Below are 14,309 nucleotides of genomic sequence, written 5' to 3'. Positions count from 1 at the left end.
CGCGGCGTGCGCGGTGTCGGGCTGTGCGCCCAATGCCTCGAATCCCGCTTCTGACACGGCGCTTGGCGACGGGGCTGGGACTGCGGGCGTTTCGATCGATTGGTCTGTTGAATCCGACTGTGGGACATGTCACGCCAAGGAGGACCTGTCTATGGCCGAAGCGTCTGGGTCCGTAGGCGCCCATGGCGCCTTGGCGTGCACCGATTGCCATGAAGACGAATCGATTCTCGCTGAAGCGCATGCCGATGCGACTGCCGACAAGGCGGCTCAAGTGCGAGGCTTGAGGCAAACCCAGGTAAGCGAAGAGGCGTGTCTGGCGTGTCATGAATCGTGGGAAGCGCTCTCCCAGCAAACATCCGCAAGCGATGCGTTGACGGATGCCGCAGGAAAGGTGGTCAACCCGCATCAGCTTCCTGCGAACAGCGAGCACGAGGGTGTGACCTGCTCGTCGTGCCATGATATGCACAGTGGCAAGGACGCCGAGCAAAGCGCTTCGGAGTACTGCACGACATGCCACCATTCCGGAGTGTACGAGTGCTACACCTGTCACGAGTAGCACGTGTGGTACGGCCTGCGATCTCGCCGCCCAGAACGGATCGAGGTGCCGGCGCATGCCGTTGCGTTAAGCTCGCCTTCGTTGCGATAGGTGCGAAAAGCTTCTAAGCGTTTGCTCAAACTCGGGAGGTGCGTCTACCGGCCCAACGCACCTCCTCCCCTCCTCCAACCGCTCTTTCTTTATGTATACTTTCCGTATGAGCATGCCGGCAAACAATCTTTCTGAAAGATGGGCTTCCCTCATATATTCTTTCGCCTATGGCGTATATTGGGCATGGGGAGGCTTTGCAATGGGGCTTCCCCTGCTTTCGGATAGTCCCAATTTTGGCATCGGGCAATTCGGTGCCCCTTCCTTTTGGCTATTGGCTTTCTCCTCGCTATTGCGATTGGGATTGGCTTGCGTTTTTACAGGAAAACGAACTGCTCGATTTTTCAATACCGGCAAATGCGTTACACTCGCTTGCGCTTTGCTCATGGGCGGATCACTGTGTTTAACCTCATTGGGCGACGAGGGCGCTTTGCACGTTCCGATGACCCTTCTCTCTGCTGCTGCGTGCGGTGGCGGATCTGTGCTGTTTACTTCCAAGTGGATCGAGGGGTTTCCTAGGAAAAAATCTTCCTGCTTTCCTGCTTTGGTGGCGCTCGGTTTTCTTGTGGCTGCTTTTGTCTACTTCGGCTGCTCTTTCTTTCCCCCAACAACGCGCATCGCGACCGTCGCATCGCTGCCCTGCATAGCAGGTCTTCTTGTGCTGTGGGCTGATGGAATGTCTTCCGGAAAGCGCATGGAAGCCTTCTCCGGGGAGGAGCTCGCTTGCGAGGCGGAGATTGAACGCGGTTTCGGAAAACGCTATATGATCTCCCTCGTAATTGGCGTATCGGCGTTCGGATTTGTGGGAACTCTCGTTCCGCTGTCCAAGGGCTTCGCCACTTTATTTGCCGATGCCATCGGAGCCGAAACTGCACGTATGGATTGGCAAAATGCCGGCATGGCTGCGTTCTCGGGCATGTTCCTGCTTTTTGCCGCAGTCTCGGCTGCTCGCGGTCGCAACATCGCAAGCAATTCATTTAGCCGACTTATGCTCGGGGCAACATGTGTGGCGCTCGTGGTCCCTTGCCTATTTCGCGAAATACCCTATTTCGCAACGATTTTCGTTGTAAACGGCAGTATGGTGGTGCTCGAGATCCTTATCGTGTCTTATTCCGCCGTCTATGCCCAGCATGAACGCATACCGGTCTATAGGCCGTTCAATCTTTTCTACGCCCTTTTGGAGGGAATGAGCGTTGTCGGGTGCTTGCTCTGCAGCGTCGCGCTCCCCGTGCTGAGCGAAGGGCTGTCTACCGATATGGTGCTTGTCATTGTTTTGACGTTGGTGCTCGTCGTCCTCTTCCTGCTCATTCCAGCTGAGGCGGCCCTGCAGAAAACGCTCTTCGCAGAAAGGCCTTCTGCGGCTCCTCTGGATCCCTCCATGATGCACAACGTATCTCACAAGCACAACATCGATGCGCTTGCAGAGCACTTAGGGGCCAAATACGACCTTACTCCGCGAGAGCGCGAGATCGCTCTACTTCTCTCACAAGGTCGCAGCCTTCCTTACATACAAGAAAAACTCAGTATCGCCGAGGGGACGGCCCGGACACACGTGGCGCATATTTACCAAAAACTCGGAGTGCATAGTCGGCAAGAGTTCCTTGACCTTGTCGAGCAGTTCTCCGCTCCACTGGAGTATTGCGCGCCGTCCGACAGCGGATCGGTTTTCGAAAAACGAAACTGAACGCTACCCCTTGCCCTGATCCTTCCTCATCCGAATTGTATTATGTTGGCATTTGCTTCGCATAATACAAAGTTTCGGTTGATGAATTTGCCCGATCCTTTCCCCACTATTCCTTTTGTCGGCGCCGAAGGGGCGCTCGATGTTCAGGAAAGGGGAATAAGATGAATGTTTCACGTCGAGATTTCATGAAGAGCGCTGGGCTGTTAGGCGCAGGAGCTGCTGCAGCGTTCGTGGCTGGCTGCTCTCCTGCTGATACCGCCACTTCAAAGTCAGAGTCAATGGATGCGTCGGCTACCGGAAACAGCAATCTTGCAGTATCTGGAGATGATTACAAGGCTGCTCCTGACCCCATCCCGGCAGACCAAATTTCCGAGATTATTGACGCGGATGTGGTAGTGGTGGGGTTGGGCAATGCCGGCACGTTTGCCGCTCTTACAGCTGCTGAGGAGGGGGCGAGAGTTGTTGTGCTGCAGAAAGGCGAGGGGGTGTATTGTAACGGAACTGCATCTTCGTGGCCAAAGTCGACTGTGCTGGATGCGGACGGCCACAACTTCGACGCATGGCAGATAGTCAACGACGTGCAGCGCGGTCTTAATTGCAACCGCGGCGACACCAAGCTTTGGCGTAACTGGGTGCGCTATGGCGAAGAGATTGCGAACTGGTGGATTCCGAAAGCAAACGCCCACGAAGATGTGGGTCCCGTGCTTGGCGAGGTCGCACTGTTTGGACCCAACGCCGCCCAAGCCGATGATGACAACAAGTTCAACGAGTACTACCTTACGGCCCATGTGCCCATGGGCGCCTCTATGAGTGGAAACCAACCCACCCAGATGGTAAACACCGCGCTTCTCGAAGATGCCCTTGCAGACGGCGCTGACATAAATGTTTTGGACAAAACGCCCGCTGTCCAACTGGTAACAAGCGAAAACGGAGCCGTCACGGGCGCCATAGGCCAACGAGAGACGGGAGAATACGTTCGGGTGAACGCAGAGCGTGGCGTAATCCTGTGCACCGGAGGCTACGCGAACAACCCTCAGATGCGTCATGAGTATTGCGAGCATCTGGATGTGATTCCTGCGGCGCAGGCAGAAAAGTACGACACAGGTGACGGCATCTTGATGGGATTGTGGGCTGGCGGTGCCATTCAGCCAGGACCGCACTGCGGTGCCGTGCACTATGATCCCGGCATCGGCGTCCCCAACTACCTGGGCGCGGTGGTTCCGTGGCTGCGTGTGAATGTGGAAGGGGAACGTTTCTGCAATGAGGATATGGGCTATGCCCTCATATCCATGCAAGATATTCAGCAGCCCGAGGCCATCCATTTCCAAGTGTTTGACGACAATTATGCTACGGATATTGACTTCATGGGGCAGGGCACTCAGTTCGGTGTGTGGAAGGATTTTATACCGCAGGCTCTTGAAGCCGGTGATTTGTGCGTTGGAAACACCGTCGAGGAACTGGCCGAATCCATGGGCGTACCCGCCGATGCCCTAAGCGCGACGGTAAATCGGTACAACGAACTTGCCGAAGCAGGTTATGACGAGGATTTTGGCAAGCAGAAGAGCCGATTGAAGCCCATCGTGAAGGCGCCATTTTACGCTTTGAAGCGACGTCCTTCCGTCTTGGCGACGATGAATGGCCTTTTGGTGGACGAGGACTATCGCGTTCTCAACGAGAACCGTGTACCCATCGAGGGCCTGTTTGCGACCGGAAACGATTCCGGAGGAATGTTTGGAGGTATCCAATACCCTATGAATATCCCCGGCATCAGCGTAGGCCGTGCTCTTATGTCAGGCAGAATCGCCGCATGGCGCGCGATGGGAAAGTAGGGAGGCGATCAGGCCCAGGCGCTCTCGGTGCGATGCGACAATCAACCTGGTTGGTTGTCGCATCGCAAAAGCGAGTTGGTTGCGGGGAGGAGGCGGCCAGCCCGTCGGTGATAGGGCAGAGAGATCGGGCCGCAGAAGGCGTGGTGCGTCCTAAGCGACAGCGAGAGCGGTTCGGAACCGCTCTCGCTGTCGCTTGACCTAATAGTTTTTCGGAAGACTTAAGTGGTGGCAAATTTTCTTCGGTGAGCTCTTCCAGCAGTGGGCCATCGTCGCCGAAAGACACTTCCAGGCCATTCTTCTGACATGCCTTTCGGGCACTCTCCGTTAGGCCAGGATTGACGTGGATCCGCCGGCGGGGCTTTGCTCGGCGAGCCGACCTGGCCTATGCCAATCCTGGTTCAACAGAGAGCAGCCAAGGAGATGGCCAACGCCGTGGCCCGGTCGGCAGAGAGGTTGGATGGCGCGGCGAGGTTCGTCGCCATGCTTGAAGACAAGACCGACAACGAGCGGATTGCGCCCGGAGGGCTCGCCGCCGTGCGCGCCGTGGCAGAGACGTGCGCCGGCGAGTTCGACGATGCCTGGAAGGAGGTCTAGATAAAACTAGGACCAGTCCCAGCAGGACCGGCCCTTGCAAAATCCGAAGATTTTGACAGGTGAGATCATTTGGCAGCCTCATAGCGATTTGTCAATGAGCTTGGCCAGGAACCGCAGATAAGATGCGAAGACGTTTTTGGTGATCCATCAGGACAAAAACCACCTCGCTTGAGGCGGTGGAAAACCACGTTGCCAGCATGGTGGATGCAAAAGGCGAGCAAATGTCGGACACTAAAGCGATTTGCTCGAACACGCATGCCTATTTTTGCATGGACGATGACAAGCAGGATCTCCCGGCCCAGCTCTTTGAAGCAATTCGTGTGCTCGGCCGAGAGGATCGAAGGCACGGCGTCGATCCTCACAATGCTCGAGGAGAGGGCGGACGGGGGCGCGTGGTCCCGTCGGAGATAGCCGCCGTGAGATGAGCGCTCGAGAGCTGCGCGGCGGAACTGGATGGAGCCTGGGCAGGTATTAGGCCATGCAAGAGGATCCTCGGGACAGGAGCGTGAAACGCTCTTTATAGACTCATTTCCAGACTAGATAGACTAAGCGATTGGCCCATCCAGTCTGCCTTCCGACCGACTTTGGCTCTCGACAAGTGATTGTGGACTCTCGTCTTCCCGCGCTGTCGAAAGGCTGCCACACGCTTTAACAGCTTCGACACGTTGGCTGCGCCCCATCGCCACAACACGTCGATGAACAGGTGTTTTACCAATCAAAGGCTTTAACAGCTTTAACATCCGCTCTTACTGCTGCGGGATTTCGTAATACTGGTTCGGATCGGTTTTGCTGCTACCCCTCCATGCGAGAATCTGCTTGTTGGCAAGCTTCCTCAGGATCCGGGAGGCGGTCATCCTGGATACGCCCAGAGCGTCCGCCAACGACGCCGAGGTAACGCGCTCGCAATCGGAGGCGAGGAGAAGCGCCTTCTTCTCGTTTGTCGAAAGAGAGAAATACGTCGAGAGGGGAATCCCCGGGCTTTTTCCGTGCGAAATGGACTCTTCTTCCTTGACGTCCAACGGCAGGAAGATCATCGAGCGCTCGGGGTTGGATTCCTCGCTCAGCACCGGTCGTCTGTAGCCTGCGAGCATCCAGTCCTCCACCATGTTGGGAACGCCGCTGCCGGCGCGCTCGCCGATGTTGACCAGGTTGAACATCTTCATCATGGTGCCGTTGCGCGGATCGGAGTTCCCGCCGATGTAGGCATCCTCGATGGGGACGCGGAACCCGCCGGGGTTCGACAGGCGGAACCCGTCCTCCCTCCACAACAGCACCACGCCCCGCCTGCCGTCGTAGTCGGCGTTCACGAGGCAGTTTGCTATGGCCTCCCGGAGCGCGTCGTGCGCGGGTGTCTCGTCGACGCGCCTGCCGTTCCCGTCGAGCCTGAACGGCACCCTGAGTGCCTGCCTCATCTTCTCGTAGGCGCGCTGGAAGAAGTCGAACACGTTGCCCGACCACTCCCCGGCAGTCTGCGACGTGACGCGGTCTTGCCAGCGCGCTTCGGGACTCGTCTCCTGCCGGTAGTCGAGGAAGTAGTGTGGGAACTCGGGCTGAATGCGCCACTCCTCGCCGAACACGAGCAGCCCGGCCTTTGTCGGGTGGATCTCGCCGTCGCAGCCTCTCCCGGCGGCTCCGATGCGGCAGAGGAAGCCCTCGTCGTCGAGCTTCGACCACGCGTTTCGTCCGTGGTGGAGGTCGTAGCTCCTGCGGTACGTGCGCACCGTCTCGCCGCAGAGCGCGTCCATGCCCACGTCGTCGAGCACGGCGGCGTCAAGGGGTTCGTCTGCGGCGTCGCGGTACATGGCGGCCACCTCGTCGGCGCCGCACAGGTAGTCTCCTGAATGATCGCGTCGGTACGTGCCCGTCTTGGGGTTGCCGTTGATGTGCACGGGGCGGAGCTGGCGGCGGGCGCGGGGAACCTCGATGACGACGATCTCCTTGCCGTCGGCCTCCTCGACGCGCGCGTCGTCGTCCGAGAGCACGCAGGGGCTGAGCTTGCCGGGGTTGTGCGCGGTGTTCCAGAAGTCCTCGAGTGTGCGCGACGCGTCGGGCAAGCCGACGACCTTGAGTGACCTGTCCTCGCTCTCCGCTACGCCGAGCAGGATGACTCCGCCGCCCGTGTTCGCGAACGCCGAGATCGACTCCCAGACGCTTTTCGGAACGCCGCCCCTCGCGTCCTTCGCCTCGAGGCGGTTGCTCTCCCGGTACTTCGACAGCTCGCTCAGCTCCATGCGGCTCCTTTCTACCCCTCATATTCTACCAGCGTCCGCCCAGCCCGTCCTTCCTGCGCCCCGGCTTCGCGCCTAATGTCCACGCCGTCCGTCAGGCATCCCTGTTCCGCCCCCGGCGTCCTTTGGTGCACATGGTCGGCCGGGAATCGCGTCGCGCGCAAGGCCCGCGAAAACTTTTCGCGTGCCTTGCGAAAACTCAAACCCTCCGAGTTCCGCTTGTCCCCCCCCCCTTGCGTCCGAGGAGGCCGATGGCGGGAAATGGGTCACGAGGCGAGGCGAAAGGGGCTTTGCCGAACGACGAAGGAGGTCGAAATGAAGGATCTGGAAGAACGCGCGATCAAGGCGACGAACTCTTCCCCGAGCGCCGTCTAAGACTTCCTGGCTCCTCCCAGGAGAGCCTCGACCGTCGGGCCGGGACTCTCCATCGTCTCGAACGTTACTTCATCGCTTTGCGGCTTGGCATCCCCGAAATCGCTTCACGACGCACGAACGAACGTTTAGCGCCCTGTGAGAAACCCACAGGCTCTGCCTGTGGTGCGGTAGATGGTTCCACCAGATCCCGGACATGAGAATTAGGAAAAAGCTCTCCTGTCCTGAGATGTCAGAAGCGATGGTCCGGATCGCAAGTTGACTGAAGGGGCAGAAGAGCGATGAACGAGAAGAGTCTAGCACCTACGGGGTGGGATTGCGTCTACCGTATAGTGTGGATCCCGAAATATCGAAGGAAGGTGCTCCATCAGGAGAGCGGGCGCGAAGTGGGAGGGGTCATCTGGGGGCTTGTGGAGAAGAAGACCGGCTGCGAGATCGTGGAAGGCGGCGTATGCATCGACCGCGTGCGCGTCTGCTTGAGGATTCCGCCCAAGTGCGCCGTCTCGGACGTGATGGGGTGCTTGAAAGGGAAGAGCGCGCTTGCGCTATGCGACCGCCATCCCGAATGGAGGAGCCGCATAGGCAGGGACCGCACGTTCTGGGCGAGGGGCTACTATGTGAGCACCGTCGGCCTGAACGAGGCGGCGGTCAGGAAATACATCGCCGATCAAGAAGACGGCAGCAGGTTCGAGCGGTAAAGGTGCGACCAACCCCTTGCAGGGGTGGCCGGTAAAAGGCGCGCTGGACCATCGCGGCTTTAGCCGCAAGCCGGCATTCTCGACCCTTCCAGGGTCGCCCGTCCAAGCCACCGGCTATGCCGGTGGTCATGACTGCATAACGTTTATGACAGGTGCGTGAAGTGATATTCGATCAAGTGCCGCCCGCCGCGAATCTTGCCGGAAAACTCCTGGCCGCGCCCCCTGTCGAGCAAATCCTTGACCGATGCGGCAGCGGACCTTGCCCTATGCAAATCGACGAGAGCAAGACGCAGCGCCCCAAGCGGCGGATCCGCAAGTTGGTCACAAAATGCGCCTTGTGGCACTCCGGACGGCCGATCCGGCGCGCCGGCGGGCCGCGCGATTTCCGCGACCTGGGATTTCTCCGGGCGCGGAGGGGGCGGAGGGCGGAAAATCGGGTCCGCGCGTGCCACAGGGCGCATTTTGTGACCAACTTGCGGTCGCCCCCCTGCCCCCCCGCCGCCGAGCCGCCTCCGGCAGGGTCCGTGTCAACGCTGGTCTAGCAGAGAGGCGGGCGACCCCCCGCCGAGCCGTCTCCGGCGCGGGTCCGCGCCGGCGGGGCTTTGCTCGGCGAGCCGACCTGGCCTATGCCAATCCTGGCTCAGCGGAGAGCAACCAAGGAGACGGCCGACGCCGTGGCCCGGTCGGCGGAGAGGCTGGATGGCGCGGCGAGGCTCGTCGCCATGCTGGAAGACAAGGCCGACAACGAGCGAATCGCGCCCGGAGGGCTCGCCGCCGTGCGCGCCGTGGCAGAGACGCGCGCCGGCGAACTCGACGACGCCTGGAAGGAGGTCTAGATGGCCCTTGCAAAACCCGAAGGTTTTGACATGTGAAATCGCACCGGCAGTCTCATAGCGATTTGTCAATGAGCTTGGCCAGGAACCGCAGATAAGACACGAAGACGTTTTTGGTCGCCATGCCTTCCGCTCGCCAGGCGCAAGGAGTTCGCCAAAGAGGCTAGGCTTTCTGTGGAATGCAGAGAGGATAATCGGCAGTCCATCCTGTTGAACATCACCAGTGTCTCAAGCAGCTGCTAAATCCTTTTGTTGCGCATTGCAAAAACTACGCTGCCGAAAAGTCCGTGGACGCGACAAGGGCAGCGCGACGGATGCAACGCGACAAGGGCAAGCGCATGCTCTTCATGCAAAGCATGCCTGAAGATATATCGGCGGGTGTGCGCGCTCTGCGTTGTTGGGGATGCTCGGCCGGTTGCGGACTCGCCGTGCATCACTGCTAAGCCTTCTGCGGAAGCGGAAGCCTGACCTCGAAAGACGATCCCTTGCCGGGGGCGCTGGCAACTTCGATGACGCCGCCATGCAACTCTGCGATGCGCTTGCAGAGCGCAAGTCCAAGTCCGCTTCCCTCTTCGGCATGCGAGGTGTCTCCTTGGTAAAAGCGGTCGAAGAGATGCTCGCGCGTGGCGGCGTCCATGCCCGGCCCCTCGTCGGAAACCCAGCAGGCCATGTAGCCGGCGGACGCGGGCGTTTGCCCTCCCTCGTCTGCGCGTCCGCCATAAAGGGCGACGCTCACCTGGCTGTTCTCCGGTGAGAACTTCACGGCGTTGTCAAGCAGGTTCGTCCACAGTTGCATCAGGTAGTCGCCGTTGCCGCGCACTCGGCACTCGTCAAGCGAAAGCGCCAGATAGATTCCCTTCGCAGCCGCCTTCGGCTCCACAATGGCGGCTGCCCGCCGCACCGTCTCGGCCACGTCCACGTCCTCCACGTCGGGAAGGATGGCCGCAGCCTCCATTTTCGACAGCAGAAGGATGCGCTCGGAAAGCCCTGACAGCCGGTTCGCCTCATCCACGATGATCCGCAGGTACTCGGCGCGTTCCTCGGGCGAGAGGTCGTCTTCCTGCAGCAGCTGCGCGAAGCCCGAGAGCGAGCTTACGGGCGTGCGGAACTCGTGGGAGAAGTCGCTGATGAATCCAGCGCGCATCATCTCGGTTCCCCCCAGCTCCTCAGCTGCCGTGTTGAAAGCGCGCGCGAACTCGTCTACTTCGCGCAGGTGCCAGGCACCCCGTTCGGGCATGCGCACGTCGAAATCGCCGCAGGCGAGCTGCTCCATAGCGGCGGTCATTTGGCGCAGCGGCTCTCCGAGCGTGCGGTAGAGGCATGTCGCCAGGATGATGGCGAGCGCCGCCGATCCGAAGAGGATGAACGCGACCACCGTCTGGGGGCTCGTCAGGCGATCGAGGCTCGTGACGCTTCCTTGGACAAGGAGCGACCCTGCCACTCCCATGACCGTGCAGAACGCCACGATCACCGCGGCGATGAAGGCGGCGAGGGTGGCTGTGATGGCGACCGTGCGGCCCTTCGACCATTTTGGCGCTTCGGCCGGCATCGTCCTGCTCATTGTCCGTCTCCCGCAATCGCGCGGTACCCGATGCCGCGCACGGTTTCTATCTTGAAGTCGCCCCATCCGGAGAAGCGCGTTCTCAGGCGGTTCACGTGCACGTTCACCGTGCTCTCAGCGCTCTTGGTGTCCCAGCCCCATATCTCGTCGAGCAGTTGCATGCGCGTGAAAGCGTGCCCTGGGTGCGACAGCAGCTTGTAGAGCAGCTGGAACTCCTTGGGGGGAAGTGTGATGCTTTCGCTGCCACGCTCCACCGAGAGGTTGTTGGGATCCAGCACGGCGGCGCCTACGGCAAGCCGCCCTCCCTCCGTCGCGCCCGAGCGGCGGAGGAGCGCCGCCACTCGCAGCACCAGCTCGCCCATGTCGGCGGGCTTGACCAGGTAGTCGTCGGCACCTGCCAGGAATCCCTCGCGCAGCGCTTCCTGCCCTTGCTTGGCCGTGAGTATCAGGATAGGCGTGTCCCAGCTGGCATCGCGCAGCATTTTCGTCAGCTGCACGCCGTCCATGCACGGCATCATCACGTCGGTCACGATAAGGTCGACATGGTTTTTGTCCAGCGCATCGAGCGCCTCCTGCCCGTCGCGGACCGACAGCGGGTCGTGCCCCGCCCGGCGCAGGACCGCGCATATGAGCTTGTTGGCGTTGGTATCGTCTTCGGCCACCAGTATCTTTGCCATGGCTTCGGCCTTCCCCTTCCCCGCCTTTTTGAAATCCAGGATAGTGAACCATGCAAGCGTAAACAAATGATAAACGAGCGTGGTGGGGGCGGCGGGGCTGCCGGACCGAATCCCGGGCTTTGCATCGAAGGTGAACGAGCTTGTTTATCCAAAGTTAACTTTCCGTTTATGCGAACCGTCCATCATTGGCTCCGTCAACCAAACACGCCGAATTGCGGCAGAGGGAGGAGCGTTGCATGTATTGCTCGAACTGTGGAAACGAGATTTTGAGAGGCGCGAATGCTTGTGCGGCATGCGGCGCCATGGTGGCGGGGAAGGGCGTCTGTGCGGGTGCGCCATCCGAGGACGTCGCCCGCCTCTCGGCGCAGGCCGCGCCTCGCCCGCCCCGCTGCGATTCGTATGAGTACGCACGAACAACCGTGAAGAGCGACCTTGCAACCGTGGCATGCGACTGCTACGAGAGCCTGGGCTTCGAGCTGACGGGTGCCAAGGAGTCGCCTGCGAGCGGCACCACGGCGCTGGCGTTTCGCCGCAGCCGCAAGGTGCGCGGCAAGGCTCAGCTCTCGAAGCTGCAACGCACCATGGACGACCTGATCAAATCCATTGCCTCCATGGAGGCTGAGAAGACGCGCAAGGCGGGCTATCGGGCCATCGCGCTCGGCACGCTGTCGGCGTTGATCCTTGGCGTGGGCATGTGCTGCACCATGGTGTGGACGCATCTGATGGTGCCTGGCATTGTGGTGGGAGTCGTCGGCATCGGCGGATGCGCGTTCGCGCTCCACAGCTATCGCAAGACCGTGGCCGCCGAGACCGTGCGCATCAATCCGCGTATCGAGAGCGCTTACGATCAGCTGGCCACCGCTTGCGAAGAGGCCCAGGCCGTCTTGCGCGAGCCGAACGAGAGCGAGGGGCTTTGAGATGCGGCAAGAGAGAACCGTCGAAGACCGCGCTGCGGGAGGCGCCGTGAAGGCGCTTGTCCTCAACAAGGCCATCGACCGCATGGCGACGGATCCCATTCGCAATTTTTCTCATGCGCTCGGCATAGTTGACGCTCCCGATCACAAGGAAGCGCTCGCGGGCTGCAGGCGATTCTCCGAAAGGGGCAACGAACATGACGGCGTTACTGATGAGATTCAACGAGAAGTCCCGGAAAGTGCGCGAGTACACTGCGGGCGAGGAGGTTGTCAACTCCCTCACTCACGCCTTCGGCGCCGCGATGGCCGCTCTTGGCCTGGTCCTGCTCATTGCGGGCAGCTACACGCCCTATTGCCTTTGCGTGCTTGATTCTTCGACGGGAATCCCCCTTCTCGCGGCAATCTGGGCGGTGGCGGCTCTTGGGTCGTTGGCCGAGGCGTTCTGGACGTTCAGGCCGCGCTGGGTTTCGGCGGTGATTTACCTTGCCATGGGATGGTGCGTTGTCGCGTTCATGCCGGCGCTGCATAGGTCCATGGAGCCTGCGGGTTTCTGGCTGTTTGTGGCCTGCGGCCTTTTCTACACCGTTGGAGCTGTTTTTTACGTGCTCAAGGACGTGCGCTACATGCATTCTGTTTTCCATCTTTTCGTCATGGTCGGATCGCTGCTTCACTTCCTTTCCGTTTATCTGTATGCGGTCTGATGCATCGCGAGAGCATGCGCGTTTCGCTGCGCTGCTCCGAAGCAATTTTCGCGTCGGATCCCGCATGGCTGAACAAAAGGCGCGAGCCTCGTTTGCCAACCTTTCGTCTGTGCTCCGGCGACGGTGCTTGCATGTGGCAACTCGATGGATAGAAGGTTCTTATGCGAAGCGATGACCCCCGCAGGCAATCCCGGCTGATGGTTGTTCGCCGGTTGTTCAAGACTTTGTTCGTAGTGCCCGCGCCAGTGGCGGCGCTCTGCCCATTTGCCATAGCGGTGCTTATGGCCTGGGTGTTCCTGTCCGACAATCGGCACGGCCCGCTTGCCTATGCGGTCTATATCGCCTCGGCATGGTGCCTGGCGGCGCTGGTTGTGGCGGCCGTGCGCGGACGCCCTGCTCGCTTCGTAAACGGCTTGCTCCATCGCAACGAAAGGATCGCCCACATCGTGGATGATGGAAGCCGTCGTTGCGCCCTGGGCAACGCCGTGTCTCTTGTCGTTGATGCGGCGTGGGCTGCGGGCAACCTCGCTTATGGCGCACGGGCGGCGTCGTGGTGGTTCGTCACGTTGGGCGTGTACTACCTGCTGCTGCTCCTTATGCGGGCTGCCCTTCTGCACGACCTTCGCTGCGGCGACGATGCTCGCACGGCTGCGGCGACGCGCTTCTGTGGCGTTCTCATCGGGGCGCTTGCGCTCGTGGTGTCGGGCTTCGTCACGCTTGTCTCGCATAGCCAGGGCGGCTTCGCGTACCCGGGCATCGTCATCTACGCGGTGGCGGCCTATACGTTTTTCTCTCTTGGCGTTTCCATCGCGGGGATCGTCTCCAGCCGTCGTTGCGGGCGGCAGTCCATGTTTGCCGTGTCGGGAGTGAACCTGTCGGGCGCGCTCGTGTCTATCTTGACGCTGGAGATGGCGATGATGTCGCTGTTCGGCGCACGCGAGGACCCCTTGTTAGTTCTTCTCGCAAACGCGCTCACAGGAGCAGGGGTGGCCGTAGGCAACATCGCCGTTGGCGTCGCGCTGGTGAGGAAATCGTTTCGTCTTGAGGCGGCGAAGGCGAAAGGGGAGGCGGCGTAGTCTTCCGCCGGCAAGCTTCAGCCTCAAGACGGAGCGAGGGCGGGTTCTGTCGGTAGCCGCGATGCCCTTCGACTCTTTCAAGATGCAGGGGCTGGATATATGTGCTGGCCGGGTGTTTTTCCCGCCGCATTGGAGGCGGGAGGTTGGGATTTTCCTGCGGTCGCGAGCGGCCGGGGCCCCTTTGCGTCCGAGCGGAATGCGGAGACTCGTTGACAGAAGCGAGCGTGGCGCATGCCCGCGCCCCTTCGCCTTGCGGCCCGCGTCTTGCATCCGGCATCCGGCTCGCCAACGCCGAGAACATCGGGTTGAATTGCAAAGCTATCCGAACACCGGGATGGCGAAGGCTGTTTTCCCAGTCAGCCGAACGGGTCGGAACTGCCGAGCGACCGCGCCGCCTGGGCCTTTGGGCTGGGAGGGAGGGCGCCCGGGGGCGTTCGGATGGGTCTGAGGGCACGGCTCCGCCATGCCCGCCCGAGCTGCTCCCAGACTCATCCGAACG

At 60.7% G+C, this 14,309-nt stretch carries 12 protein-coding genes and 1 pseudogene; 10 read left to right on the top strand and 3 right to left on the bottom strand.

Annotated elements, in window-relative coordinates:
• Positions 1 to 151: 151 nt before the first annotated feature.
• The 4 genes from ACWKY3_RS02075 (at position 152) to ACWKY3_RS02060 (ending at position 4,750) form a co-directional block, all read left to right on the top strand.
• Positions 152 to 556 carry a cytochrome c3 family protein gene (locus tag ACWKY3_RS02075; RefSeq protein WP_449314769.1) on the top strand — a complete coding sequence of 135 codons (405 nt, stop codon included), beginning with the start codon at positions 152 to 154 and terminating at the stop codon, positions 554 to 556.
• Between the two features lie 289 nt (positions 557 to 845).
• Positions 846 to 2,327 (top strand): response regulator transcription factor, encoded by a 1,482-nt coding sequence (locus tag ACWKY3_RS02070; protein ID WP_449314768.1) that lies wholly within the window; start codon positions 846 to 848, stop codon positions 2,325 to 2,327.
• Between the two features lie 161 nt (positions 2,328 to 2,488).
• On the top strand, positions 2,489 to 4,156 hold the full coding sequence (locus tag ACWKY3_RS02065) for an FAD-dependent oxidoreductase (RefSeq protein WP_449314767.1): 1,668 nt from the start codon (positions 2,489 to 2,491) through the stop codon (positions 4,154 to 4,156).
• Between the two features lie 420 nt (positions 4,157 to 4,576).
• Positions 4,577 to 4,750, top strand: a complete 174-nt coding sequence (locus tag ACWKY3_RS02060; RefSeq protein WP_449314766.1) for a hypothetical protein — start codon at positions 4,577 to 4,579, stop codon at positions 4,748 to 4,750.
• Between the two features lie 746 nt (positions 4,751 to 5,496).
• Here the strand turns inward: ACWKY3_RS02060 and ACWKY3_RS02055 are convergent.
• Positions 5,497 to 6,981: an RNA-binding domain-containing protein gene (locus ACWKY3_RS02055; RefSeq protein WP_449314765.1), complete on the bottom strand. Its 1,485-nt coding sequence runs from the start codon at positions 6,979 to 6,981 to the stop codon at positions 5,497 to 5,499.
• A 650-nt stretch (positions 6,982 to 7,631) separates the two neighbouring features.
• On the opposite strand from ACWKY3_RS02055, the gene tnpA reads away from it, so the two are divergent.
• Together tnpA and ACWKY3_RS02045 are read left to right on the top strand one after the other, a co-directional pair.
• Positions 7,632 to 8,048 carry an IS200/IS605 family transposase gene (gene tnpA, locus ACWKY3_RS02050; protein ID WP_449314764.1) on the top strand — a complete coding sequence of 139 codons (417 nt, stop codon included), beginning with the start codon at positions 7,632 to 7,634 and terminating at the stop codon, positions 8,046 to 8,048.
• A gap of 626 nt (positions 8,049 to 8,674) precedes the next feature.
• Positions 8,675 to 8,884 carry a hypothetical protein gene (locus ACWKY3_RS02045; protein ID WP_449314763.1) on the top strand — a complete coding sequence of 70 codons (210 nt, stop codon included), beginning with the start codon at positions 8,675 to 8,677 and terminating at the stop codon, positions 8,882 to 8,884.
• A 436-nt stretch (positions 8,885 to 9,320) separates the two neighbouring features.
• On the opposite strand, the gene ACWKY3_RS02040 is transcribed toward ACWKY3_RS02045, so the two are convergent.
• Entirely contained in the window at positions 9,321 to 10,442 is a 1,122-nt protein-coding gene (locus tag ACWKY3_RS02040) for a HAMP domain-containing sensor histidine kinase (RefSeq protein WP_449314762.1), read from the bottom strand.
• Positions 10,439 to 11,119 carry a response regulator transcription factor gene (locus tag ACWKY3_RS02035; RefSeq protein WP_449314761.1) on the bottom strand — a complete coding sequence of 227 codons (681 nt, stop codon included), beginning with the start codon at positions 11,117 to 11,119 and terminating at the stop codon, positions 10,439 to 10,441. Before ACWKY3_RS02035 ends, ACWKY3_RS02040 begins: the two co-directional genes overlap by 4 nt.
• Positions 11,120 to 11,355: 236 nt before the next feature.
• On the opposite strand from ACWKY3_RS02035, the pseudogene ACWKY3_RS02030 reads away from it, so the two are divergent.
• From ACWKY3_RS02030 to ACWKY3_RS02015, 4 genes and pseudogenes are all read left to right on the top strand, one after another.
• Positions 11,356 to 11,418, top strand: a pseudogene (locus tag ACWKY3_RS02030) (zinc-ribbon domain-containing protein); the annotation flags it as partial.
• Positions 11,419 to 11,538: 120 nt separating this feature from the next.
• Positions 11,539 to 12,036 carry a zinc ribbon domain-containing protein gene (locus ACWKY3_RS02025; RefSeq protein WP_449314783.1) on the top strand — a complete coding sequence of 166 codons (498 nt, stop codon included), beginning with the start codon at positions 11,539 to 11,541 and terminating at the stop codon, positions 12,034 to 12,036.
• A gap of 194 nt (positions 12,037 to 12,230) precedes the next feature.
• On the top strand, positions 12,231 to 12,734 hold the full coding sequence (trhA, locus tag ACWKY3_RS02020) for a PAQR family membrane homeostasis protein TrhA (protein ID WP_449314760.1): 504 nt from the start codon (positions 12,231 to 12,233) through the stop codon (positions 12,732 to 12,734).
• Positions 12,735 to 12,931: 197 nt separating this feature from the next.
• Complete coding sequence (locus tag ACWKY3_RS02015; RefSeq protein WP_449314759.1) at positions 12,932 to 13,810, top strand: hypothetical protein; 879 nt, start codon at positions 12,932 to 12,934, stop codon at positions 13,808 to 13,810.
• Positions 13,811 to 14,309: the final 499 nt, after the last annotated feature.

The organism is Rubneribacter sp. (genome assembly GCF_965361815.1).
This window is presented reverse-complemented; position numbering and strand designations above follow the sequence as displayed.